Annotated in this window: 28 protein-coding genes; all 28 read right to left on the reverse strand. The window is 57.1% G+C overall.

The window, feature by feature from the left end; genetic code table 11:
* Window positions 1-15: 15 nt before the first annotated feature.
* The 28 genes from Q4T40_11310 to Q4T40_11445 all read right to left on the reverse strand — a co-directional run bounded on the left by Q4T40_11310 (window position 16) and on the right by Q4T40_11445 (window position 23,348).
* Window positions 16-1,476 carry a phage tail sheath family protein gene (locus tag Q4T40_11310; GenBank protein ID MDT8901835.1) on the reverse strand — a complete coding sequence of 487 codons (1,461 nt, stop codon included), beginning with the start codon at window positions 1,474-1,476 and terminating at the stop codon, window positions 16-18.
* Window positions 1,477-1,761 carry a hypothetical protein gene (locus tag Q4T40_11315; protein MDT8901836.1) on the reverse strand — a complete coding sequence of 95 codons (285 nt, stop codon included), beginning with the start codon at window positions 1,759-1,761 and terminating at the stop codon, window positions 1,477-1,479. It lies immediately after the preceding gene.
* Window positions 1,736-2,215: a hypothetical protein gene (locus Q4T40_11320; protein ID MDT8901837.1), complete on the reverse strand. Its 480-nt coding sequence runs from the start codon at window positions 2,213-2,215 to the stop codon at window positions 1,736-1,738. The genes Q4T40_11315 and Q4T40_11320 overlap by 26 nt, the downstream gene beginning before the upstream one ends.
* Window positions 2,212-2,778 carry a phage tail protein gene (locus tag Q4T40_11325; GenBank protein ID MDT8901838.1) on the reverse strand — a complete coding sequence of 189 codons (567 nt, stop codon included), beginning with the start codon at window positions 2,776-2,778 and terminating at the stop codon, window positions 2,212-2,214. Before Q4T40_11325 ends, Q4T40_11320 begins: the two co-directional genes overlap by 4 nt.
* On the reverse strand, window positions 2,775-3,080 hold the full coding sequence (locus Q4T40_11330; GenBank protein MDT8901839.1) for a hypothetical protein: 306 nt from the start codon (window positions 3,078-3,080) through the stop codon (window positions 2,775-2,777). Before Q4T40_11330 ends, Q4T40_11325 begins: the two co-directional genes overlap by 4 nt.
* A 51-nt stretch (window positions 3,081-3,131) precedes the next feature.
* On the reverse strand, window positions 3,132-3,503 hold the full coding sequence (locus Q4T40_11335) for a hypothetical protein (protein MDT8901840.1): 372 nt from the start codon (window positions 3,501-3,503) through the stop codon (window positions 3,132-3,134).
* 9 nt (window positions 3,504-3,512) lie between these two features.
* Window positions 3,513-4,562 carry a major capsid protein gene (locus Q4T40_11340; GenBank protein MDT8901841.1) on the reverse strand — a complete coding sequence of 350 codons (1,050 nt, stop codon included), beginning with the start codon at window positions 4,560-4,562 and terminating at the stop codon, window positions 3,513-3,515.
* Between the two features lie 15 nt (window positions 4,563-4,577).
* Window positions 4,578-5,276, reverse strand: a complete 699-nt coding sequence (locus Q4T40_11345; GenBank protein ID MDT8901842.1) for a head decoration protein — start codon at window positions 5,274-5,276, stop codon at window positions 4,578-4,580.
* On the reverse strand, window positions 5,276-6,529 hold the full coding sequence (locus Q4T40_11350; protein MDT8901843.1) for a Clp protease ClpP: 1,254 nt from the start codon (window positions 6,527-6,529) through the stop codon (window positions 5,276-5,278). The genes Q4T40_11345 and Q4T40_11350 overlap by 1 nt, the downstream gene beginning before the upstream one ends.
* Entirely contained in the window at window positions 6,522-8,162 is a 1,641-nt protein-coding gene (locus tag Q4T40_11355) for a phage portal protein (GenBank protein ID MDT8901844.1), read from the reverse strand. Before Q4T40_11355 ends, Q4T40_11350 begins: the two co-directional genes overlap by 8 nt.
* Before the next feature lie 9 nt (window positions 8,163-8,171).
* Window positions 8,172-8,393: a hypothetical protein gene (locus tag Q4T40_11360; GenBank protein ID MDT8901845.1), complete on the reverse strand. Its 222-nt coding sequence runs from the start codon at window positions 8,391-8,393 to the stop codon at window positions 8,172-8,174.
* Window positions 8,394-8,395: 2 nt separating this feature from the next.
* Window positions 8,396-10,297, reverse strand: a complete 1,902-nt coding sequence (locus Q4T40_11365; protein ID MDT8901846.1) for a phage terminase large subunit family protein — start codon at window positions 10,295-10,297, stop codon at window positions 8,396-8,398.
* Window positions 10,245-10,781 (reverse strand): hypothetical protein, encoded by a 537-nt coding sequence (locus Q4T40_11370; GenBank protein ID MDT8901847.1) that lies wholly within the window; start codon window positions 10,779-10,781, stop codon window positions 10,245-10,247. The genes Q4T40_11365 and Q4T40_11370 overlap by 53 nt, the downstream gene beginning before the upstream one ends.
* A gap of 111 nt (window positions 10,782-10,892) precedes the next feature.
* Window positions 10,893-11,231 carry a hypothetical protein gene (locus tag Q4T40_11375; protein MDT8901848.1) on the reverse strand — a complete coding sequence of 113 codons (339 nt, stop codon included), beginning with the start codon at window positions 11,229-11,231 and terminating at the stop codon, window positions 10,893-10,895.
* Between the two features lie 373 nt (window positions 11,232-11,604).
* Window positions 11,605-12,096, reverse strand: a complete 492-nt coding sequence (locus Q4T40_11380) for a hypothetical protein (protein ID MDT8901849.1) — start codon at window positions 12,094-12,096, stop codon at window positions 11,605-11,607.
* Between the two features lie 71 nt (window positions 12,097-12,167).
* On the reverse strand, window positions 12,168-12,353 hold the full coding sequence (locus tag Q4T40_11385; protein ID MDT8901850.1) for a DUF2292 domain-containing protein: 186 nt from the start codon (window positions 12,351-12,353) through the stop codon (window positions 12,168-12,170).
* Window positions 12,354-12,357: 4 nt separating this feature from the next.
* Complete coding sequence (locus Q4T40_11390) at window positions 12,358-12,807, reverse strand: hypothetical protein (protein ID MDT8901851.1); 450 nt, start codon at window positions 12,805-12,807, stop codon at window positions 12,358-12,360.
* Window positions 12,808-12,820: 13 nt separating this feature from the next.
* Entirely contained in the window at window positions 12,821-13,015 is a 195-nt protein-coding gene (locus Q4T40_11395; protein MDT8901852.1) for a hypothetical protein, read from the reverse strand.
* A gap of 2 nt (window positions 13,016-13,017) precedes the next feature.
* On the reverse strand, window positions 13,018-13,710 hold the full coding sequence (locus Q4T40_11400) for a nucleoside triphosphate pyrophosphohydrolase family protein (GenBank protein MDT8901853.1): 693 nt from the start codon (window positions 13,708-13,710) through the stop codon (window positions 13,018-13,020).
* Entirely contained in the window at window positions 13,697-14,035 is a 339-nt protein-coding gene (locus Q4T40_11405; GenBank protein ID MDT8901854.1) for a hypothetical protein, read from the reverse strand. The genes Q4T40_11400 and Q4T40_11405 overlap by 14 nt, the downstream gene beginning before the upstream one ends.
* Before the next feature lie 325 nt (window positions 14,036-14,360).
* The gene (locus Q4T40_11410) at window positions 14,361-14,735 is read right to left on the reverse strand and encodes a single-stranded DNA-binding protein (protein MDT8901855.1); all 375 of its coding nucleotides are present in this window, start codon (window positions 14,733-14,735) and stop codon (window positions 14,361-14,363) included.
* Window positions 14,732-15,271, reverse strand: a complete 540-nt coding sequence (locus tag Q4T40_11415) for an ATP-binding protein (protein ID MDT8901856.1) — start codon at window positions 15,269-15,271, stop codon at window positions 14,732-14,734. The genes Q4T40_11410 and Q4T40_11415 overlap by 4 nt, the downstream gene beginning before the upstream one ends.
* Window positions 15,272-15,280: 9 nt before the next feature.
* Window positions 15,281-15,973 (reverse strand): ATP-binding protein, encoded by a 693-nt coding sequence (locus Q4T40_11420; GenBank protein MDT8901857.1) that lies wholly within the window; start codon window positions 15,971-15,973, stop codon window positions 15,281-15,283.
* Window positions 15,879-16,688 carry a DnaD domain protein gene (locus Q4T40_11425; protein ID MDT8901858.1) on the reverse strand — a complete coding sequence of 270 codons (810 nt, stop codon included), beginning with the start codon at window positions 16,686-16,688 and terminating at the stop codon, window positions 15,879-15,881. Before Q4T40_11425 ends, Q4T40_11420 begins: the two co-directional genes overlap by 95 nt.
* A gap of 50 nt (window positions 16,689-16,738) precedes the next feature.
* Window positions 16,739-17,743, reverse strand: a complete 1,005-nt coding sequence (locus Q4T40_11430; GenBank protein ID MDT8901859.1) for a radical SAM protein — start codon at window positions 17,741-17,743, stop codon at window positions 16,739-16,741.
* On the reverse strand, window positions 17,718-18,569 hold the full coding sequence (locus tag Q4T40_11435; GenBank protein ID MDT8901860.1) for a phosphoadenosine phosphosulfate reductase family protein: 852 nt from the start codon (window positions 18,567-18,569) through the stop codon (window positions 17,718-17,720). Before Q4T40_11435 ends, Q4T40_11430 begins: the two co-directional genes overlap by 26 nt.
* Complete coding sequence (locus Q4T40_11440; protein MDT8901861.1) at window positions 18,538-20,811, reverse strand: DNA cytosine methyltransferase; 2,274 nt, start codon at window positions 20,809-20,811, stop codon at window positions 18,538-18,540. Before Q4T40_11440 ends, Q4T40_11435 begins: the two co-directional genes overlap by 32 nt.
* Window positions 20,808-23,348 carry a DNA methyltransferase gene (locus Q4T40_11445; GenBank protein MDT8901862.1) on the reverse strand — a complete coding sequence of 847 codons (2,541 nt, stop codon included), beginning with the start codon at window positions 23,346-23,348 and terminating at the stop codon, window positions 20,808-20,810. The genes Q4T40_11440 and Q4T40_11445 overlap by 4 nt, the downstream gene beginning before the upstream one ends.
* Window positions 23,349-23,367: the final 19 nt, after the last annotated feature.

A 23,367-nucleotide genomic window follows, 5' to 3' on the forward strand; every position in this document is an offset into this window, starting at 1 on the left:
GTCTCACACCTCCCTTTACTCAAATAGGGCCGCGAAATACCTGGTGTCGAACTCCAGGACGAATTCCATGTCTTCGGCCGGCACCACGCCGCCCAGATAGACATGGAACCTGACGATGCCATTCATCAAGTCGGTGACCGGATTCTCGGATTCGAGGAATTCGACCCGCCCGCCCAGCAGTGCCTCCCGAGCAGTGAGGCCGTTGAGCCAGATGTTCATGCTGTCGACGACGGTTCTGATGAGGCGCTTGTTCATCGGATTATCAACCTTCTGCCAGTAGGTCGTGATGATGGTATTGCCGATCCAGTTGAACATGCGCCGCACCGGAATCCAGCGGTCCTTCGGATCGCTCGACGTCGGGTAGATGCCGGTGTTATTGCCCCAGGCTTTCCACCCGCCCATAATATTGACGGCGGTGACGATGCCTTTACCATTAAGGTAGGCTGCCTGGTCGGGCCCTAGGGTGACCTCGTCGCCGGCGGCGGTGATCGCGCTGTCCATCTGCAGCGAATGGTTGCTGGGGCTGACGTACGGGATGTCGCCGTTCTGGCTGTCGACGTAGCACATCAGGCCGACCAATTGGGTGCTAAGACGGAACTTCTTGCCGTCGAGGGCGACCATAGGCCAGCAGTCGATCTGAAACTCGCTGGTGTAGTTGTTGGTCGTTTTCCACTCGTAAGCCTCGGTGTACAGGTCAGCGCCGCTGCTGGTGCAGTTGATATCGCAGACCGCCACCGCCTTGAACAGGCTGTTGATGTTTTGAACTTTGCTCTTCATGACCGCGGCGACACCTGACTGATCGCTCCACCCGGGCGAGGCCAGCAGGCCAGGCACCAGGCCGAATTTCGGGAACACCTGGTCGATGAGTTCGATGCCGGTGACGGCCCCGGTGGTCGCATCGGTGCCGCCGATAATGTCAGCCGCGACGACGCCGGCCGGGTTGAGCTTATCGTAGGTGACGACCAGCGACGTGGTATCGGTGGTGATGGCGCCGTCGGCAATGCGGGTTATGAGCACTTTGCCGTCACTGTCGAAGGCCGCGGTATAGTCGGTGTCCTTGACGAGCGGCTGACCGGCTTCGGTGAGCTTGACGACCAGAGTGCTGAGCAGGATGCCGAGATCAGGCAGCGTTTTCTGCCCGGCCGACAGTGCGACAGCGGCGTTGGTAACGGTTTCTTTGTGTTCGGCCGGATCGAGCACGTTGATGAGCACCACCGGCCCGACGCCGAACAGTTTGAACATAACATACATGGCTTCGCAGAGCTCGTAGCTGTCGAAGTCGTCGCTGTAGCCCAGGGCCGCGACGGCCTCGGCGTAGGTGAATGCCAGCAGCGGCTTGTTGACGTATGCCGCCGGGTTGGCGGCCAGGTTGACCGGCGCGCGGCCGACGAATACCGGCAGGCCCGCGTCGACCTGCACCGGTGCGGTCACCGAGGTTGCGACTTCGGAAATATAGACGCCGTGTTTATAGGCCAATTATCTCGCCCCTTTCTGCCCCAGGAATGCCTCCACCTGGCTGAACCAGGTATTATAGGCCGTCCCGGTTTTGCTGATCTGATCCAGGGTCGCCGTCAGGTCGACCACGTTGACACAGAGCCGTTTGGCGGCCGGACAGGCCGCGAACAGCTCGTCAAGGTGTTTTGGCAGCCCGCCTTTGAAGACGGCGAACCGGTTGAGTCTCTCCGCCACGATGTTGGGCCCGACGTAGATCAGGTGAATGGCCGGCGCCGGCTCATTAGCGGCTGAAGATTTTTTGGACATCTTCGTCCACCTCCATAATGCTCGGGATAGATACGTTCAGGGTTAACACCCCCTGCCATTCCGGCACCGGCTGCTCCTCAGGGATCTCCCGTTTCAGCGGCAGCTCGACAGAAAAGCAACCGCCGAAAAGGCGATTGCTCAGCAGGAAGGTTTTTATGGAGCTCATGAGGTTGAGCAGATCACGCCACCCTTGCCGGTCATCGTCCGAATATACGCCGCAGATGACTTTGACCTGGGCTGTTGCCCCCTCTTCGTCGGTTTCGTCGCTCAGATAACGGACGATGACGTAAGGGAAGTCCTCGGTGGTATTATGGTTTTTCGGGTCTTTTGGCGGCAGGTAGCCGTCCACGACCTGGGGCGCCCGGTGGGCACCCTTCGGAGTTGTGAACTGCAGCGTCGTCGTAAGTTTCTTGATATGGACGACCAGCTCGTCGATCATGGTCGAAACGTTCACCGGACAGTCCCCCTCTCCAGGATGCGGCCGATTTCATGGTCAAGCCTGGCATCCAAAGTCTCCCGCGCCTTTTGCTCGATCTGCCGGGTTACGTTGTCGGAGCCGAGCATCTGCGGAACGCTGGGCCCGAAACGCTGCTCGATCGGCAGCCGCTTTTTGCCCGCCCGTTTGAACACGCCGACATGGCCGCTACCCATGCGAGCGAGGAACGCGCTCTTTACCGTTTTGCGGCCACTGCCTTTTTTGACGCGCACAGTGACCGACCGCTTCGCCTTGGGATCTGGGCGCGTCGGGCTGACGTCGAACTTCGACATGGCAATAGGCGTGCCGGTTGCAATGATTATGCCGAGAGGCATCGATGGCGTTGCGTTTTTGGTGGCGATCGTCTTGCGCACCGCCTCCGCGCTGACCGTGTACTCGGCCCGGACGGCGCGTACGGCTTCCGCCCTGGCGGAGCCGAGGCTGCGATTGATGGCCCTGGCCTGGACGGCTGGAAGAGCTCCCTTGATGTTGCCCAGCAGACGCTCGGCTCGGGCGATCTGGTCAGAGGTGAATTCGATCATGCTTGGTTCGCCTCCAGGGTGACCTCCAGCATGCCGCTGTCGTCGACGCAGTCCACAACATACCAGGGCTCGCCGTCGATAATCATCTTTTGCTCCGGGACCGGCCAGTAACCCAGGGCGACCGTGCCGACGGACAGGCGGCGGCGGCGGACATAGACGCCGTCCGTTTGGCTGCCGGTCGACTTGTCCTGATCGAAGCTGCACAGTATCATTCTGCCGTCGATATCATGCTCCTCGGCATTCTCATCCCCATCAAGGAACACATCATCGACATCATCGGCCATAAGCTCCTTGAGATTCACATGGGCCACCCCCAGACTGAAGCGGGCTCCGGCAAGGAGCCCGCAAGTTCATTATTTGCCGATCGTGCTGTTGGGGTCGATGCTGCCGAGGGTGTCGCCCTGGGCGACATCCTCCTCCGCCTTCTTGATGGCCGCAATCATTTCAGGTTTGGTCTCAGCGTTGCCGAGGTCGATTTCATGCAGTTCGGCATAAGTCCGGAGCTCGTCCTTGTTCATGCGTTCAACCGGCTTGGCAGCCGCCTGCCTTTTCGCCGCCTCTTCCCGCCTGGGCAATTCGACGATGGTTCCGTTGCTCTCGGCGACGAGCTTGTCGGCTTCTTTGTCAGACAGATCATACATGATGGCGCCGGCGGGTTGGCCAGGACCGAAGCGGACGCCGTCACGCTTAACATTGAACTTGAGTATCTGAACGTCTTTGCTCATGGCGTCCTCCTATTTCACCTTCAGGGTGTACCAGTCGTTGACGTCTTCGGGAAGCGGGACCATCGCGCTGGCCATTCGGATTTGGCGGACGTCCTTGCCCTTTTCGCTCCACACTTTCGGCACATTGCGGCCTTCGTAGGTGCGGAACACTTCGTCGTTGTCCATCTGGGTGATGGCGCCGTAGAGCTGCCGGCCACGTCCGGGGATGCCCATGATGAAGTAATCGTCAGGGATGTACTGCTTGTTCGTGCCGTCGTCGTCGAGATAGAGCCCGTTGTAGGCGAACATCTCGAGGTTCAGGCTTTCGATAATCCCGATCCGGATTACTTCGGGCGACTGGATCCGCGGCGCGATAGACATCAAGGAGAGGTTCTCTTTCGGCCGCAGCAGGTATTCTTTGATTGCGGTGTTTTTCAGGATATAGTCGCCGGTCGCAAAGCTGCAGACAGCGATAGTGGGAACCATGCCGGCGGCAGTTGACACCGTGCGGCTCATGAAGGTCATATCGCCGTAAATGTCGGCGCCGGCATTGTCCCAGGTGTCGCTACCGGTCAGGGTGTCCTTCTGGGTCCAGTCCAGAGTAAAGGTATCCTCGACGTAGGTCACGCCGTCGTCGGAATACCCTTTTGCGGTGAAGGTGCCGAGGGTCAGCAGTTGGGCCGCCATCCACTCGCCGCGGCGGGTGTTCATGTCGGAAAGCTCGGCCATATCGTTGGCGCGCAGTTCCGCCTCGCGCTGCGCCGGGGTGCGGGTGCTGTAAAGCTCCTCGCCGAAGCCGCGCTTATTGAGGTTCTCGACCGAAATCGGCCGCTTGGGCATCATCTTGGGCGGCTTGTAGGATTTCATCGTCGAGCCGACACGTGCCATGTTAACGCCGCTGCTGGCAGGAGCAACAAAGGGTGCCATGGCACGGTTGCCTTTCTTGTACTCGATGTCAACTTCTTCGGTGACAAAGGTTCGGGGGTTCGGGAAAAACGTGCTGAGAAGAAGAGTCGTCGGCTGATAGGACCGCTCGATTGCTTCCAGCAGGATGCGGGTCTGGTTCATGTCAACACTCATTTTCGTCGTACCTCCTTATTGTTCGTTCGTGACGATGATATTGAGCTCACGCAGGCGGTCGGCATGGGTAGCCATCGTGTCGGAGCCGCCGAAGATCAGGTGATCGCCGTTGAATATCCCCTGAGTATAGGCCTCGCCCTTGGCGTCGGCGTCGGCAGGGACGACGACGGTCTGAACTGCGATGCAGTCGGCTACTGCGCTGCCATCGACGGCGGTGCTGTCGACAGTTTTATGCTTGCCGGAGCCTGCCGCCAGGGTGACCGTAAAGCCGTCGCCGGCAACGAATGCCGTAGACCCGTCCACGATAACGAATTTGATCTGTTTGGAGAAAGTGGTGCCGGGCGTGGTCGCCGCTTCGATGATGTCGATGAGATCGCCATCGGGGTCAAAAACATGAGCCATGGCGGCCGCGGCAGGATCAGCAACGGCGGCCGAAACGATCTTGACCTGATATACACCCGGCTTTGCCCCAGCCAGGACCGGGGTGGTCGCGTCTATGGTCAGAGTGCCGTTGCCTGTGTTGGCTCCAGCCTCGCCGGCGCCGGCGACCGCCACGGAGGCAGCGCCGATGGTAATCTTGCCCAAAACAGTTCCCCGGGCGACCGTACCGCTGCCTGCGGCGAGCGTGACAGCTTTTGTCAGAAGCGGGATCTCCGTGCCGCCGATGAGAGCGTCATGCGCAAAGGTGTTAAGAGTTTTCACGAGCTCGGCCATTATTTCTTACCTCCAGTCTTCTTGTTGATGATGTCGGCCATGAAGTTGACCGCCTGGGCTTCTTCCTGGGCGTCAGCCGTGCCGCCGGCGCCGTCGGTGCCGATATTGTCCACGCCAGAATTGGTGGTGTCGGCCGCCAGTCGTTTCAGCCAGCCTTCGCCTTTGTTCTCGGCGGCCGGCGCGGGGGCCGGGGCAGTGCTTTTGACGATCTCAACGGCATTTTTGATGTCGTCGGCCGTCTTACCGGTGGCCTTGGCGTCGGCGACGAGCGCCGTCACGGTCGGGTTTTTCCCGTCATCGAGGGCGTCCAGGGCGGTGATTCGGACCCTTTCGGCCGCCACTGCGTCCTTCCCCGCCTGATTCGTGATCTGAGCGACCAGTTCGGGATGTGCTTTCATAAGGTCATTGACGTTTTTGATTTCCAATTCGGGTTCCTCCTTCGCATGATTTTGAGACGACAACGACTGCCACGCGGCAGTAACGAGTTTTTTGGCTTCGGCCAGAATGGATTCTTTTTGCTGGTCGGCGACCGGGAGCGGCGCTGGCTGAATTCCCTCGATTTTTTTTGCGACTTCGTAAAATTTCCGCATCGAATCGTTGGCCGCGTTTTGGATATCCAGCCGGCTGAAGGCGAAGTTCATTACTGATTCAGACGAATTACCTTGCCCGGCTTTCGAGGCATAAAGCATCTCGGTGGCAATCCTGTTTTTGATGGCCGTATTCGCGTCCATGTAGGTTTCAGCATCCATCATAGCCGATATCTTGTTCCGGCTCAGGCCGGTGGCCATCTGGTATACGTTTACGATTGTCTCCTTCACGACATCCAGGACATCGGCGGCCTTTCGGAGATCCGAAGCGTAGCCGCTTGCATAAGTCAGGGGGTTGTGGGTCATGAACATACACCCGGGGCTCGCTTTTCGTTTATCCCCGGACAAGAAGATTGTCACCGCAGCACTCATTACCTTGCCGTCGCCGATTGTGGTTACAGTGGCGCCGGTTTCCTTATGGTTCAGGAGAGCGTTGCATATGCCGGTCGCAGCGAATACGCTGCCGCCGTAGCTGTCGATCCAGACGGTAATGTTCTGGCCGACATACTGAGATAATTCCTCCCGAAACGCATTAGGCGCGGCTGCCTGCATTCCAAACCACTCATAAATCCAGACCAGATCATCGTCGACAATATCGCCGTCGATCCTGAGCTCGACCTCGTCGGGCTTTGCCGCGTTCTTGATGAAACTCCAGAATTTACTCATCGTCCTTTTTACCTCCTTTCGTCGGAGTTGTGTTCCCTGTCATTTGCGGCACGGTCACGCCGGCCGCTACCATTGCCTGAAGCTCCATGCCGCGTTGCGCGATGTTCTCCTCCCAGTCTGTTCCGGTCATCTCGGCGGCCTCTTTCTCGCCGGTCGACAGGCCGTGCTCGATGCGCAGCGCCGCTCCTTCGGCCTCCTTGACGGGGTCGAGCACACCCATGACCGGCCCGTACCACTCCGCCCCGCACCAGGCGGCACGGATCATCGGGTCATCGAAAAAACCCGGCGCTTCGATGTCGCCGATGGCGACGGCTTCAGCAAGCCAGGCTTCATAAATCGGCTGGTTAAAATCCCGGGCGAACCAAGTGCGGCGCATCTTGAAAGCCATCCATGCCTGCAGCAGGGCGGCGCGGCTGGCGGAATACGACGAGGTGAACGCTTTTATCAGCACTTCATACGGCTGCTCAAGGCAGGCGGCGATCTGGCGGATGAGCTGGGTAGTAAACGGCTCGTAGGCCGAGATACTTCGGCCAGCGTCGATCTGATTCGCCTTATACCCAGGGGGCAGGACGTTCATGCTGCCGGCGCCAAGCTCAAAATCGTTTGGATCGATCGACACCTTTTCCTCATCCGGCACCGCTTCGGCGAGCGGAAAGCCTTGCGGCCCGGCTTGCAACTGCTGCTCGAAGAAGACAGTGAAAAACGCCTTGATGATCGCCGCGGTCAGCTCGGCCTCGGTGTACCTCGTTACCTGCTTCAGCGCCTCGAGCACCGGCGCCAAATAAGGAACGCCCCGGTATTCCTCGGAGCGTGTGTCGTGGCATATCTGCAAGATATTCGGTTGACCGGTTTCCTTGCCGAAGGCCTCAACCCTGATCCACTTCGGCGGCTCCGTCATGTTCGTCGGGTCATAGGGGTAACGATTGCATATCCAGTAAGCGACGACCGCGCCGTCGTCGTCGATCTCCACGCCATTGATAATCCTGTTGCCGTTGTTCGTGTTGACTGCGCGGACCGACAGAAGCGTCAAGGCGCCCATGGTTGGCGAATCGGGATTGCAGACCCTGTCGGCCTCGAACAGTTGGATGCGCAGCGAGTATGGCATGCCCGGCAGCGGCGGCCGGTATTTCAGCGCGGCCCAACCGTCGCCGTTGGTTAGATAGCCGGTATAGGCGATGTCCTGGAGGTCGTAGAAATTATTCTTCCGGTGCAGGTCGCAGAATTTACTGCGAGCCCAGACCTCAAACCTCCGGCGCGTTCGGCGCTGCCACACTTTCGCCTTTTCCTGCGATATGCCGAGGACCGGCCAGTCGATTTTTGGCCGCACCTGAAGCCCTGCGCCGATGACGTGCGTCCTGGATGTAGCGATGGCGCTGGCAGCCAGCGGCTGATTCATCACCGCCGAACGGGAGCGGGCCCTAAGCAGCGGCAGGTTAACGTCGATGTCGGACTGTGGGCTGCTGGGCTCCGGCGTCCATCCTTTCATGCTGCCCTTGCTGGTGCTGGCGCCGCCTTCCGAATACCCGGTGTTGAGCGCCCGGAGCACCTGCCGGGCGGTGATCACCAAACCCGGGGCGGCCGCGGCCGGCGCCGTCGGCTGACGTGCCTTTTGTCGTTGTCGTTTGTTGGACATGCGATCACCTCACAGATCTCTTAATACAACACGCCGGGCCCGGCTACCGGCCGGCAGAGCTGTACCCCCGGCGCCGCCGGCGAGCAGCGAATCGACGCCCTCCCGGATCTGGCTCAGATCGGCGCGCCTGTTACGGCGGCCGCCGGCTGTTTCGTATTCCTGACTTACGAGTGCTTTTTTCTCAGCGTCGATATAGTTTTGCAGTCGCTGGTCCTGCGTTAAATCAGCCATATTTACCCTCCTTCTACCCCTTTTTTGACACAGCCGTAACGCTTCTTCGTGTTTTCCGGCTTATTTTTCGGTGCGCTTTCAACCGCTTTTATACCTAAAACGGCCGCTTTGTAGGCCGCCCAGTTAGGGTTTATGCTGTATAGGCAGGCCAAATTGTACACCCGGAGGTCAAGCGGTTCGTTGCGGCCATCGGGAGAAACGTTCTTCCAAGCCATAACCTTCCGGCCTTTTACCGTTTTGGGCTCCTTTTTTTCGGCTATTAGGCCACGAAAGTAGAGCTGATCATACCCGCGGCGATCGTCATCGGGGAAATGAAAGTACATCGGACCGGGTTTATTGACGTTGATCAGCCGCTGCATGACATATTCCTTGCCTTCATTGACGCCAAGCATCACCAGGGGGATAGCGTATCCTTTAGCCTGGCCCATCTGGTAGATGATCGGTATACCGTGCAGCCGGTGTCCTTTAATGGCGATGCGCTGCTTCCGTCCATTCCTGGCGCAGTATTTATATACCTCCTGGGTGTAGTGACCGCCGGAGTCTATAAAGGTCCGGGCAACCTTCAAACCTTTGCCGTCTGCGCGATAAAACAGGCGATCGAGCTGCTCGTCGAGAGCGTCCCATGTCTCCTGCTGATCGGGCACGCCGAGGACCACTCCCTTTCTGATGCCCCAGCACTCCTCCCCTTCACCCCAGCCGCAGACTTCATACTCCAGGCGGTTATCCTGGGTATCGACTGCGGCCGTCAATAACAAAACGCCGTCCGGCAGGTCGGCGTCGTATTTCTCGCGACGTTGTATCAGGACTCGCTCGTCCTTTATCTCTCCCTTTGGGCGGTAAATCTCGGCAAGTCGGGTATTAACGAACGTCTTGACCTTTTCGGGATCCTCTCCGGCGTCCAGATATTCCGCAACTATTTTCCCCCACGGCACCCAGGGTGAAGCGAAAGAGTTTGCCCGGAACGAACGGATATGGGTAATTTTAGGGTTCTGCGCTAGCCACTCCTGGGGAAATCTCCGAACCTCGGCCTCCGTGTACTCATGGCCACAATCAGGACAACGCCAGAATACCACCGTGACCTTGTGAGACTTTTGTCCGTCGACCTCGAATGTTTCGTATTCGTATCGCATGTTCCACAGCGTAACCCATTGCCACTCTTCGCAACCCGGGCATTGATGCCTCCATTCTTCCTGGCTGCCTAGACTGTATTCGGCCGCGATGCGACTTAGATCATCCGTGGGAGTAGAAAAGACGCCTATGATGGCGTTCCAAAAATTCGACGTGCGTTTTTCCGCCAAGCTGAACGGGTCACCCTCAGTGCCGGCAGACGCCTCAAATCGGTCAAGCTCGTCGACGAGGAGTAGCCGGATGCTTCGGCTGGCCAATCCGGCGGGGGAATTAGACCCGACTAGAGCAAGGAAACCTCCAGGAAATAGTTTTTTCAGCAATGTATTGCCGCTGTCGCGGGTCTTAGGATCAGCAATCAATCTTTTCAGCACCGGTGTGTCGCGGACCGTCGGCGCCAGACGCTCCTTGGAGAACGCTTCGGCGGCTTCGATATTCGGCTGCACCATAAGCGCCGGGCAAGGATCAAGATGGACGAACCGGCCTAAGACGTTGGTTAATATCTCCGATTTCCCGAGCTGCGCCGCTAACATGGCGACAACCCGGCGAACGCCTCGCTGCGTAAAGGCGTCCATGATTGCTTTCTGGTAAGGAGCCCGGCTAGTGTTCCAACGGCCAGGCTCAGCGGCGTAATCAGTCGGCAGGAAACGGTACTTATCAGCCCATTCACTTACCGTCATCCGCAGTGCTGGCGCTACATATTGCCGCAGCAGTCTCTGAAAAAGGCTAAGCGTCTTCGCCGCTATCGTCGTCAGGTTCTGTTTCATCATCGTCACCATCAGGAATAAACTCTGTTACCTCATATTCGGACAACTCCACCAAGATAGCATAGATTTCGTTAGATAGTAATTCGTTGATCTCGTCAAGAGTTTTGTTTTGCAAAATTATGGCCATCTTATGCGGCATCGCCTGCAGTCGGCGTTTAAACACGGTCAGCATGCCGCCAACCATCATCTCCACCTGTTTTGCGTCGTGCAGCCGGCCCTCTTCTTTGGCTAGTTTCAATTCAGTCAATTGCCGTTTTAGAGCCTCATGCTTGGCGCGTTCGGCATCCAGGTCTAAGGTGTCTTCGCCCGGCAATCCGTTTCGCAAAAATTGGCAGTATTTATACATGCTATCAGCAATGGAATATTTGCCGTTAGTCGGTTGAGGAATAGCCCCTTCGTGAACAAGCTGTTGCACGCGCCGTGCGGAAATTCCAAGGCAATGACCGATTCCGGTAGCCGTGGTGTATTTGCCCCGAAGTTCTTTTATCACGTCCATAATCAAAAGCCTCTTTCGCGAACGAAATTCCCCTAAAAAACTCTGCCCCTAGAAAAATTTTGGGCTCGCGAGCGACCGCACCCAAAATTTTTCCCCAGAGGGACCCATAAACTAAACTGTTTTACCCATCGCTGCCTTCACTTTCGCCTTGCACTCCTCGACGCTTATTCCCTCGCGCCTGGCTGCTATCACATACAGTTCGTCATTCGTTATCTCTCTTCTGTGATGAGCGCCATGGGCACCTTTACCAAACGAAGCTGGTCCGCTAAGGATGACGATGTTTTCCCTGATGTCTGGGCCTTTGCCGCCACCCATTCCCTTAGCTTCGATGTGAGCCGCTTCCAGACACTCAAAATTAAAATCGGGCCCGTAGTATTCACAGTGCCCGATCTCTTTCTTCATCTGGGTTAGCAGCTTAGGATTCTTCACTCTTGGATGCTTTGCGAACATGCCATCACCACAATTCAATTCTCCGCGACGCGGAGGATTACTTTGTTACGCCCATGATCTTCGACGAGTTCACTGACTCCCGGCGAGACACCGGGAGATCATCCCGCCGCATGAGTTCCCTATAGTCGACTTCTTTTTTCATGCGCCTGCGTGTAATACACATACAATCGACGAGACCGATCTGAGTGGCTCCGCACTTCTGCTCTCCTGTCTGGTTTATACAATTACGACGATCACAAAAGACTTCGGTCACGGTCGCCACCTCCTGCTAAACAAAAGAGCCGCCAAGGCTTTCCCTTGCGGCTCAATCTCTATTTTAAACTATAGCATATTTAAAACACGAAATGTCGGACATAAACCGGACATGTTTATGTTAACTCACAAACTGGAAGTTTCTATCTTCTCGTAGGCGGTACCGAAACAGAGCATCACATATGAGCCATACAGCTTTTCCCGTCTGCCGGCGAGAGTGCCGCTCACTGTACCCGATAACGTCCTCGATCTCCTTCCATTGCCGATTGCCCATGTATCTCAGTTCAATGAGCTTGCGGCACGTCCCGTTTAGGGTACCGAGTGCGCTTTCGATTTTATTCACCAACGTTTGGAGCTCCATTATCTCCATGTCCAGCTCGCGGATCTCTCTCTGCAAAAACATGAGTCGGTCGGCGTAAGATTCCGGCTGGGTGAGTTCACTGCCGCCGCCGGGCTCGGTGCCATACTTGGCAATGGGCATCCGAGAGCTTTCGAGTTCGGCCAGTTTCTGCTCACGCGTTGCGCTCATGTTTTCGAGGGCAGTCTGAAAGCTTACGAGGTTCCGCAGGTATCCCTCGGTCAGTCGGTAGTAGTCATTGTACCTTAAGATCATATTTATCACTCTCCTCACCCAAAATAAAATGGCCGACACCACAGCGGGGCGCCGGCCTCTCGTTGTTCGAGTCAGCCTCGTTTTAATTCTCCGCGACGCGGAGGATTGGGCTTTTTCGTTTTATTGGTTTCCATCAAGACTACTTCGCCGTCCTGGATGGTGAAGGTCACTTTGCCGTACTTGATTGCGTTGATCTCTCCCGCAGAGTCGTGGGCTTCTCGGCTTATTTGTTCGACGACTTCCTCTTTTGTCGCCATGGTTCTATGCCGTCCTTCTACCTTGATATCGCTCCATGAACTGCCCTAACGTCATGTCGTTTATCTTTGCAAGGTGTGCAGCCAGGGCCGTAACGTTTCGAGGCTGTGATGCACCGATAGCGTCACAAAAGTATCGAAGAACGAAGTCCCATTTCCGGCCGTAAGTATCCGCCTCCTCGACAACCCACGCCTTGAGGTATCGACCGTTAATTGTGAACCTTCCTATAGGCTCCACCATGTTCGATGATTCAGAATATCGCCATCCGCTTTCAGAGTTATCCCAGTTTTCCTCCGGATCGGCGCACAGGAGTTCGAACTCTTCATCGGACATCTGGCATACGCTAAGGTTGTCATCGGGCCGCCAGCCGTGACCACTCCATGTAATTTTTGGCTTAATGCCGATCCGTTCAAAGTGCTGCTCGATTCCTTCTCCGAAAACAAGTATTTCCTTCATCGTATCTCTCCTCCTATACCTGTTCTACCTTGATACGGTTTCCGCAGGGGCATTGGAATAAATCGGCGTTCCCTTCCCTGCGGATATGCTGTAGGTCAGGGTTTACTACTTTGCACTTGTTGCAGGCGTATTCCTGATCTTTGGTGAGGAATACCCCGTAAAAGCGGCAGCCGTCCTTGATGAAGGGTTGATTCCAGTTTGGGCTCATCGTCAGCAGTCCTCGTCTCGAATTCTGTTTATCGACCTCGCTGGGTCGAAGCCCTCAGGGTACCGAGCACGAAGTTTTTCAATATTGGCCGCCGCTACGTCGGAGAGACTGAGGCCGGCGGTGGTGGCCAGGGTGGCTATGTACCAAAGGCAGTCGCCGAGTTCCTTTTGGAGCTTGTCCTTGTCCAACTGATGGCCGTGGAAGACGACCTTTTTGAGGTAGTCGATGGTTTCGCCCGCCTCACCGGCCAGCCCCATGCCGAAGTTGGTTAATCTGGTATGCTCGGTCTTATTACCGGCCGTTCTCTCGGCGAGCTGCTGATAGTCATCCATTGTACGAGCTGCTTCGGCATTTATTTGTGGCTTATCATCAAGCACTATTCCAGCCTCCCGGCAGCGGGACAGGGTAGCACACATCTCGCGCCTGGCGCAGCCCTTGCAATATGCGTCCACATATCGCTGTGTTTTTTCTTTAAAAACAGCACCACAAAAACGATCCATATGCTTACCCGCCGCTTGCGCCACGTCCAGCAGGAGTCGGTTGTGGACTTCGGCATCCATAGCCCTTCGTAGCGCGTGGGGAGCTATGACCATTACGACATCCCGCCATTGCTTCGATACAGTTGCCGCAGCTATAGCGTCTTCACAGTGTAAAAGATCGATCGCCAAGTTGCGCTTTTCTTCATCCGGCTTCATAAAGGCCTTCCTCCTTCTCCTTGATTAGGCGGTCGATAAATTTCGAGCATTCGTCCATATTCAGTGTCGCCGGATCCGTCATGGTTTCGTATCCGAGTTCCCTCTGAAGCTCGTATGCCTTGTCCATCATTCTGACGGTGGGCTTGTTGAATTGCGGGCCGCCTGGTCGACGTTCGTTTTGGCAGTTTCTCAGATGGGGCATTGTCGGGAGCGATCCGCAGGATGAGCAGCGTTCGGGATTGGTCTGAAGCTCTATTGGCGCCGCCCAGCAGGTTTCACACTGCGCGGGGTCCGTTTTCCCAAGGTAGCAAGTGTCGCATTTCATGGCTTCTCTCTCCCTTTCCGCCAGCACCACGCATACAAAAACGCGATTCCAGCTATACACAATACCGGCCATTCAAGTGTCATTTTCATACCGCCTTTCCCGGTACTGGTTTTTTACCCGCCCGTGTGGTTGAGTTTACCCGGTATCCGCCTCGGCCGGTGCCTCCGTTTCCTAGCCGGTTGAGGCTTCTTCGGTGGTCAGCTACGGTTGATTCGCAGACTTTCATTCTCCGGGAGATTTCTTTATCGGTGTACCCCATGGAGTAAAGAACTTCGTATCTACGCCTGTTGTGAGGTAGGTCAAAAAATCTCATCTCTCTCCCCCTTTAACCGAACGGTATTTCTTCTTCCGGGTTGTCGGCCGGGTGCGGGGCTTCTTCTCGCTTGTATTCGAGGAATTCGATGTATGAGGCAATGACTTCCGCCACTCTGCGCTTTTGGCCGTCGTTGGTTTCGTATGACCTGATTTGCAGCTTGCCTTCGACGAGGATGCGCTGCCCCTTGGTGAGGTTGTTTCCGCAGGTTTCGGCGAGCTTTTCCCATGCGACGATTGGGACAAAGTCGGCGTCGCTTTTGCCGTCGTGTCTATTTCCTCCGTGGCGGTTGACGGCTAGGGTGAAGGTGGCCACCGCTTTGCCGGACTGGGTGTATCTTACCTCGGGGTCCTGGCATAGCCGTCCTGTCAAAATTACCTTGTTCATGATTTCCCCCTGATCTGGTGGTAGGCCGAGGCTAACCACGCTTTTCTGTCCTTCGGGAGATAAACTACTGGGCATTGGGCGTGATTGATAAGCAGGTCTTTGAGATAGCTGTCGATGTAAGCTTGGGAGACTATGTCGGTAAGCCTGAAGCCGTCGTTTTTTATCTCGCCGGTTGGTATGGGGCAGAAGATTATGAGGTCGTATTCTTTGCTGTGTTGGGCGGCGTGGCGGGTAAAGTCGATGATCAGTCCCTGGTCAAGTCCATAGAGCCGCATGTAGGCGATAACGTCGAAGACGGTGCGGTCGCTGATGAATTCATTCTCTTCAGCCCAGAGTTGGCGGTAATAAATGCGCTGCTGAAATATCCTTACGGTTTCTCGGTCAGCGGCCATGATCTGGTCGTTATCCGTAAAGCCCATCTCGGCGGCGACTGTGCGAGCTACTTCGTGGATGCGGTGAAGCTTGGTGATTCTCTGAAGCTTTCGGGCCAGGGTCGTTTTGCCTACGCCGTGAGCTCCTGATATGCCGATTCTCATGATTGTCTCCTATCCGGCTTTTGTTCTGAGGCTTTGGCCGGAGAATGTTATTTCCTGCATGGTTGACCTCATCCGGTCGATGATTCTTTCGGCGTAAGTCCGTTTTAGTTGCTCGCTGCTGAGGTTGGTGGTGATGATCACCGGCAGAAGGCCGTTGTATCGTTCACTGATGATGGAGTCGACTTTGGTCAGTACCCAGCCTTCGGTGTGCTCTGAGCCGAGGTCGTCGATAACGAGCACGCGGGTTTTCCGCAGGTCATTTTCGAACTTGGCCCACTCTTCGACGTTCTTGGCTTTGAGGCTGAATATCGTGTCGAGCAGGCTGGACATGGTGATGAACAGGCCGTAACCTCCGGCGTGAATGTGTTCGAGCAGGACCGCGACAGCGAGGGTGGTTTTCATTGTGCCGACCGGACCTTTGAGGAGCAGGCCTTTGCCGTTTTTGATGTTGCCCGACAGGTTCCCGGCGTAGGTCTTTAGCTGGGCGTATTCGTGAGTTATAGACTGGGGAACGCCTTTGGCTTCAATGGCCTGAAAGGTACAGCCTTGATACCGGCGGCCGATGCCGGCCATCTGGATGCGCTTTTCGGTTTCGCGAAGATCCTTATCAGAGAGCGGTGTGTCGCTCAGCGTCCCAGTCGACTTGTCCTGGTCTATGTCCAGCTTTAGCCTGTCGGCGAATTTGCGGATGTCCTCGTCCACGATGCTCTTCCTCCCATGGTTTTTGATAGTCTTCGTAGCCGTCAGCCCGCCAGTTCTGCAAAATTCCTTCGGAGTAACCAATCCTGCGGCGGCCGGCGGAAACAGCCATTTCGAGGGATTTTATAATCCAGTCCCGCGGGTAGTGATCTATCAGAGACAGCACTTTTTCGCGGGTGGTGTCATTGATTATGCCGAACTTGTTCTGCACGAACGTGAACACCTCTGCGACGACTTCCTGCTCGCGCGCGCTAACAACACACTGAGAAGGAATAGAAGTAAAAGAAGGAATAGGGCGAGTAGTACGCTGCTCCTCACTTAGTACTTCCGTACTGCTCGGTGAGTCCTCACGTACTTGTAGGTTAGTAGTAACCGAGTTATCACCTACAGGTGCGGGAATAGTGCTGCCGTTCTCGTTGGGGTGTGGGCTCTGGTGCTTCTTCCAGTTGTTGATTTGGATATACTTGTTGCCGTCGACTTCATACCTCGAGACGAAACCTTTTTCGGCCAACTGCTGCATGAGCTCGTCGCCATCGCAGTTGTCATATGGAAGGATTTCGCCTTTGAGTTTACGGGGGCGGTCTTCAAGGCGTCCGTCACGATCAGCCCAACACCATAACCCGGCAAAGAATAACCTCGCCAGCGGCGATAGTTCGCCGAGGTCTTCGTTTTTAAAAAAGCCCGGTTTTATGTCTCTTTTTCTTGCCACTTCTCTCACCGTCGCTTCCTAAATAGGGGTACCGAGTCACTTGCCGATAATCAGGGCGGCTATGTAGCGCATATGGCTCCCTCCCCGGGCTGATAATCCAGGCGCTTCTTCTGCCTGTACGCCTTGCGGTCGAAGTCCTCAAACCTACAGGCCTTCTTCGACCAGTATTTATTGCACCAGAGTGCCAGTCGGCGGGTGATCTCCGGCGCCTTCCGCTTGTCGTAGACCATTATGAAGGGGTTGGCACCGTATTCGTCGAGGATGTCAACCCGCCGGCGGTCATCTTCGTGGGTGCTGTTGTAGTTGGTGAGGACGTAGAAGGAAAGGTCGTCGCCCCGTAGGCCCCTGGCCAGCAGCTTCTCTATTCCGCTGCGGACGATCTGCTCGTCACCGATATGGTCGAAGGCAAAATGGATGCGCCGGCCGTGCTTCATATTGGCGATGTAGTCGGCGGCTTCGTCGGTGACGAGGCGGATATCAAGTCCCTGGGTGAAGTCCACTCTGTAGCCGTGGTCGATGATCTGCTGGGCCTTCTCCCGCCACAGCGGCGAGGCAAGAAAGTTGTTGTCGAGCAGCACCAACGCCTTCGACTTGGGGTTCGCGATCTCGACCGGCCAGGCGACGTGCCTGATGTTTCCCTCTTTACGGGGAACGACGCAGAACGGGCAGGTGCGGATGCATCCGCGGGAGGTAAAGCCGAAGCCGTAGGTTATGCCGTAGAGGTCGTAGTCGGCGGGAAGTGCCTCGATATCGGGCGGCAGGGTTTTTGTTATGTCCCAGCCGGTGCCACCGACTTCAACGCCTGCGGCCGCCAGTTTCTTGGCTAGTCTCAATGAGCTCCGCTTCACGGTGTCGTCGAAAATGACCGCTGCGTAGGCCTTGTCGATGGGGTTGAAAAGATCTTGGCCGAGAAGGTAGTCGTCGGGGTTGCGGTATAGGATTACGTCGTCGCCACGGGCTTTGTGGTAGGCTGAGAGTTTCATCAGCGCTAAGTTGGGCAGTTTGCCGTCTACTTGGATAAGCGCGACTTGCAAGGTGTCACCCCGCTTCATAAAAAGTGTCATCTTCGTCTCCGAAGTTCTCCATCTCAAACAGGTCGAGATAATATTGCTGTTCAGGCGATAACTTCAGACGTCCCATATACCACTCATAAATGGCGTCTCCGCTTTTCCATGTGCGCGAGAGCGCGAAGTGTTCGCGTCCGTAAATTTCGTAGAGTTTATTAAATGTCCAGCGATACATGGCGGCAATTTTAGGCCACCGCTTCTCTTCCATCTGGCGGTGGGCATTAGACACCAGCGGGCAGAGAACGCATCCGAGACGCTTGAATCCCTGGTCGTATAATGCAGGGTATGGTAATCGCTTTTGGCGAATAAGTCCCCAGACATCGGCGTCGGCCCAGGGTGCAATCGGATTTATAATGAGCCGTGATTTCTTTTCATTGGCTATGTGCGCTCTAATGTCGTTTTCTATGATCGCCCGCTTTGCTCTTTTGGGGCTCTCGGCCCATCGTATCCCCGTCAAAAGAATCCGGCCCCCCGAGGAGCTTTCTTTCTGGCAACTGCAACAATACCGCGCATTCCTGGTTGGAGGCATTTTTTTGTGTAGAATAAGGTTCCACATCGACCACTCTCCACGGTCTTGGGAAACGTCCGGTGCGTACTCGCGCATATGGTAGATAAGCTCCGGAGGGTCGACGGTCGTAATTTTGTAGTGAGCGTCATATTTGACACCGGCTTGGTCGGCGCACCATTTGAGGGCGATGCTGTCTTTGCCGCCGCTGTATGCGAGGTAGTAGCCCTCGGGCGGTTCGTTTTCTTGTAGTATCCTTATGGTGTCAGCGACAGGGTCTGAAAATTTACCTGTGAATAAATCCTGCTTTTGATACAATCACCTCCACCTCCGTGGGTCCGTCCTCCCTCACCCATACCCCGCCGGCCGTCAGGTCAAAGTAGTCGCCTTTTTCGCTGGCCAACAGGCAGGTCAGTATCTGGTCGCCTATCGCCCGGGCCGCCGGCGGCGGTACTGCGTTGCCGATCGCCTCTCTCCAGCGGGCGTCTGATTTGCCGGCGAGCACCAGCGGCTTGCCGTTCACCGTGAGCGGGAATCCCTGCAGCGCCGCCAGTTCGAGTGTCGTAAGCGGCCGGTGCCAGGTGCCGTCCTCGGCGATGATTACCCAGACGCCGCTTTCTTTGTCGCCGGGTATTCTGGGATCGGCGACGGAGGCGGGGCTGCACATGGTCCGCATGTTCCCCCTGACGGTTACCGCCGGTTCATTCCAATTCTGAACGCCATAGGAGGCGGGGTACATGTCGCATTCGAAGCGCGGGTCGGCGATGGAAGAGGCTCCCGCGTGGACGTCGCCGGCGGCAAGTATAGTGCTGCCGGGCTTGTCCCAGGCGTGGACGCCGAGGGCGCCGTTCCTGATGTTGTTCCCTAGCCTGGGGTCGGCGATGGTGTGCCCGCCGCAGCTAGGCGAGTGGCCGCTCGTGATGGTACCGGATGGCGTATCCCATGGGGTGACACTGTAGCTGTGGTTATAGTAGCCGGCGGCGTGCTGGACGCGGGGGTCGGCGATCGACTGAGCGCCTGATTGGATATCAGGAATGCCGGTGACGCACGTGGCCGGCTTGTCCCATTCGCCGAGTTGGAACATGTTGTGATACCCTTTCTCCCTGGCCAGGCGCGGATCAGCGATGCAATGCCCTCCGGATGACGGCCCGGTCCCTCCTGTGACGGTAGTCGCCGACGCGTCGAAGGCCTGAACATTATAGAGGTTGGTACGGTCGCGGCCATTGGTGCTCTTGATGTTCACGCGCGGATCGGCGATAACATGGCCGCCGCAGCTGGGGCCGGTGCCGCCCGCTACCGTGCCGGCGGGTCCATCCCAGCCGGTAACGGTATAGGCGTGGTTGAATTTCGGAGATTTCGGATCGAGGCGCGGGTCGCCGACGCTCAGTGCTCCATTGTTCGGCCCGGCGGCGCCGGTGACCGTCTTCGCCGCGGCGTCCCACTTCCCGACTTGGTAGAGGGCGGCGTGGCCGTCTTTGATATCGAGCCGGGGATCGGCGACCGCCGGCGCACCGCTGCCGAATCTTGTTCCCGTGATGCAGGGGGCGGTCTCGTCGAATTTGATTACCCGGTAGACGCTGGGGTGGCGGCTCTCCCTTTCGTTCAGCCTCGGGTCGCTGACGGCCGCCGGCGTGCTGCCGCCTATGCTGGTGTTGCCGGTTACGGTGCCCGATGGGCCCTGCCAGTCCATAACGCCCATTGTGCTGCTGCGGGGGATATGCTCCAGCCGGTACTGCTCCGGGGCGATCTTCTGCAAGTCTCGCCAGTCGCCGCCGGCGGGGATGAGCGCCAGGCGCACCCAGGTTTTCCACTGGAGGCGCGGGAGGCGGTGCATAGGGCCGCAGCTGGGGGCGTCGGGCAGGGGTATGGGGCCGATGATGTCGCCGATGGTGCGGAGCTTCAGTTTCGGCGGCTGGTAGAGGTAGGCCGGGACTTTGGCTTCGTTGCGGGCTACCAGGAGAAAGCGTTTCCGCCGCTGGCCGAGGCCGCCGAGCTCGCCGCAGTCGTGGTCGCCGCCGTGAAATACGTAGCCGTAGCGGCCGAGTATCTTCTTTACCTGCTTGACGAGGAACGCTCCCCTGGTTTTGATCATCGGTACGTTCTCGATCAGGATGAACGCCGGCAGGTCTTCCTCGAAGGCCCGCATCGTGAGGCCCATGGAGCGGACCACTAGTCGGTTGAGGGCCTGGTACTTGTCGCTGGCCGCGCTCTTGCTGGGCAGGAGGCCGCTGAATCCCTTACAGGGGGGCGAGAGGAATACGACGTCTGGGTAATCGCCGGCGGCGCGGTAGAGGTCGTAAGGGGTGACTTCCCGCCAGTCCTCGGGAGGCTCTTTGCCGTGGAAGGCGATATAGTCGGCCCGGTTGAAGAGGTCCATGCGGACGGCCGGGGCGTCGGTGAGATATTCGAAGTCTTCGCAGCAGAGCGGGTCGCAGTCGATGCCGGCCAGGGTGGTAAATTTGGCGACGGCACCTTTGTATTCGCCGACGGACTCTTGCATGCCGACCGCTGCGCCGCCGCTGCCGCAGAATAGGTGTAGAGCTTTGTAACGGTTCATCATCCCGCCTCCCCTTTCACTCCGTCGAGGCGCATCGCGTGCCCCATGCCCTCGTCGATGAAGTCAAACAGCGTCGGCGCGTCTCTCATCGCCTCGGCCACCTGCATGTATCCCAGGCCGTCTCTGAAGTAATCGCTGTTGAGCTCGCAGGCCTGTCCATACCGGCCGAGTTTCACGGCCACCATCGGGACCGTCATGATCCCCCCGAACGGGTCGAATACCACCTCTCCGGGGTTCGAGTACCGGTTTATCAGCCGTTCGACTATATCCAGCTGCAGCGGGCAGACATGCATTTCCCTTCTCTTCTGCGACTGCTTCGTGTTCAGCGTCTTCATTCGGTTGATGTCGTCCCATACTCCATCCGTCCAGGATCCGGGAGCGACTACCATGAAGCTCGCCGGCAGTTTGCCGTCCTTGTCGAGCTTCTTGGCCAGGGCGATGTGCTGGTGGTAGTCGTAGACCGATTCCCTCGAGTATTTGCGGTAAACCGCCTGGAGAGAGTCGACGGGAAGTGCGGCCAGTTCTTCCTTGCTTATCAGCCGGTCGCCTGACGATCTCCAGTAGCCGTGCGCGTCGATTTGCCACTGTGCCCGGGTGTATTCGTCCTTGGACTTGGCGACTGGCATATCGGCGTAAGCCTTCGAGGTATCGCTGGGAAGTCGGCGAAATAGCAGGATATACTCCGGGCAGCCGACGCCCATCTTGCTCCCGTCCTTGCACTGCTCCGACCAGCCCAGGCGGTAGGTCTGATTGTTCTCCCTCACCACGTCGGTGACGACGGTTATGCGGCCCATGTACTGGAAGCCGTGGCGGAGGAAGTGCGCGACTGTGAGGTCGCTGAACGGGTCAACGGTGGGCATGCCCGTGCCGGTGGCGTTGCCGAAGAGGATACGGTCCTTGACGTGGATGGCGGCTATTCTTCCGGGCTTCAGGATCCGGAGGAGGTTCGGCGTCAGGAAGTCCATCTGCTCGAAAAACTTCTCGTTATCCTTGTTGTGGCCGAAGTCGTTGTAGGACGGGGTGTATTCGTAATGGTTGCTGAACGGGATCGAGGTGACGATCATGTCGATGCTGTCAGCTGTCATCCGTTCGGCTTCGAGGATACAGTCGTTATTGGTGATGGTGAAGTGCTTGCCCTTGACTTCCACTCTCTCAACTCCGATTGACCTGGCCATTTTTTCAGCTAACGAGGTGCTGGACAGGCCGTGTTTTTTGATGATGGCGGTCATCTTCTTGACCATCGCGTCATGCTGCCGCCACTTTTCGAGGAGCACTCTGAGGATCTGTCGCTCGCTTTCGGTGTAGATGATGTCGATGATTACCTCCTCCGTCTGAAGGAAGCGATAGATCCTGTGAATGGCCTGGATGAAGTCGTTGAATTCATAGTCGATGCCGAGGAAGATGGCTCTGTGGCAGTGGCGCTGGAAGTTGCAGCCCTGGCCGGAAAGCTCTTTTTTAGTGGCGAATAGCCGGATGCGGCCGTCGCTGAAATCAATTACCCGCTGTTCGCGGAGGTCATAGTCTTGGCTGCCGTAGATGTCGACCGCGGCGGGCAAGGCCTTTTTGATCGCATGCCGCTCGGCTTCGAGGTCATGCCAGAGGATAAAACTATCGTCGGAGGAGTTGACGATCTCGGCCATCTTGGCCACACGGCCGTCGATGCTGTCCCTTTTCTCTTTGGCGGCGTCGGCCAGGGAGACAGCTGCATCTCGCAGGAGTTTGACCTGGCCGTCTCTCTCTGTGCCGGCGGTGGAGTTGTCGACCGGGATCTCGTGGTAGTTGATCTTCAGAGGTGGCAGTATGTAGCCGGTGTCGTAGAAGCCGAGGTCGGAGGGCGCGGTGATGAACAGGGCCCAGGAGGAAAGCCACAGCCAGAATTCGGCCTCCTTGTGCGGGTAGAGGGTGAGATTGTTGGCCTTGGTGCTGTCGCGCTGGAAGAATCTCGTAAGGGCCTGGCCGGTGTCCATGATCTCCAGGTAGCCGGCGTAGTGGATGAGCTCTTTATAGCGGTTGGGCGCCGGCGTGGCGGTGGCGAGGAGTTTATACCGAACGCCCTTGAACTTGTCGAGGAAGGTCTGATAAGTCTTGCTGCCGTAGCTCCTGAGGACGGAGGCTTCGTCGAGGGCGGTGGCGGTGAAGCATGTGGGGTCGATATCGCCGTCGCGCACCCGTTCATAGTTGGTTATGAGGATATCGGTTTCAGCCGCGGCGACTTCGGCCATTGTCCTGACGTACTGCGGAGGATCCATGCCGAGCAACTGCACGGCGTCGCGGGTGAATTCCTGTTTTACCCCCAGGGGGAGGACTATCAGGGCCTTGCCTCCCTCTTTGGCGATGATGATCCGGCACCATTCAAGTTCCTGGACCGTCTTGCCCAGGCCGAAGGATTCGAACAGCGCCCGGCGTCCTCCCCTAATGGCCCACCTGACGGCCTCCCGCTGGTGGGGCTTTAGCGCGGGGTTGATGTCGTCGATCGATATGTCGAAGCCGCTGTCTTTGGCGAGCTCCATTTTGTCGAGTAAAAATTGCTGATAGTTCATATCTCACCCCGAAAGCATA

This window comes from Selenomonadales bacterium 4137-cl, from assembly GCA_032334055.1.
Lineage (GTDB): Bacteria > Bacillota > Negativicutes > Sporomusales > UBA7701 > Anaeroselena > Anaeroselena agilis.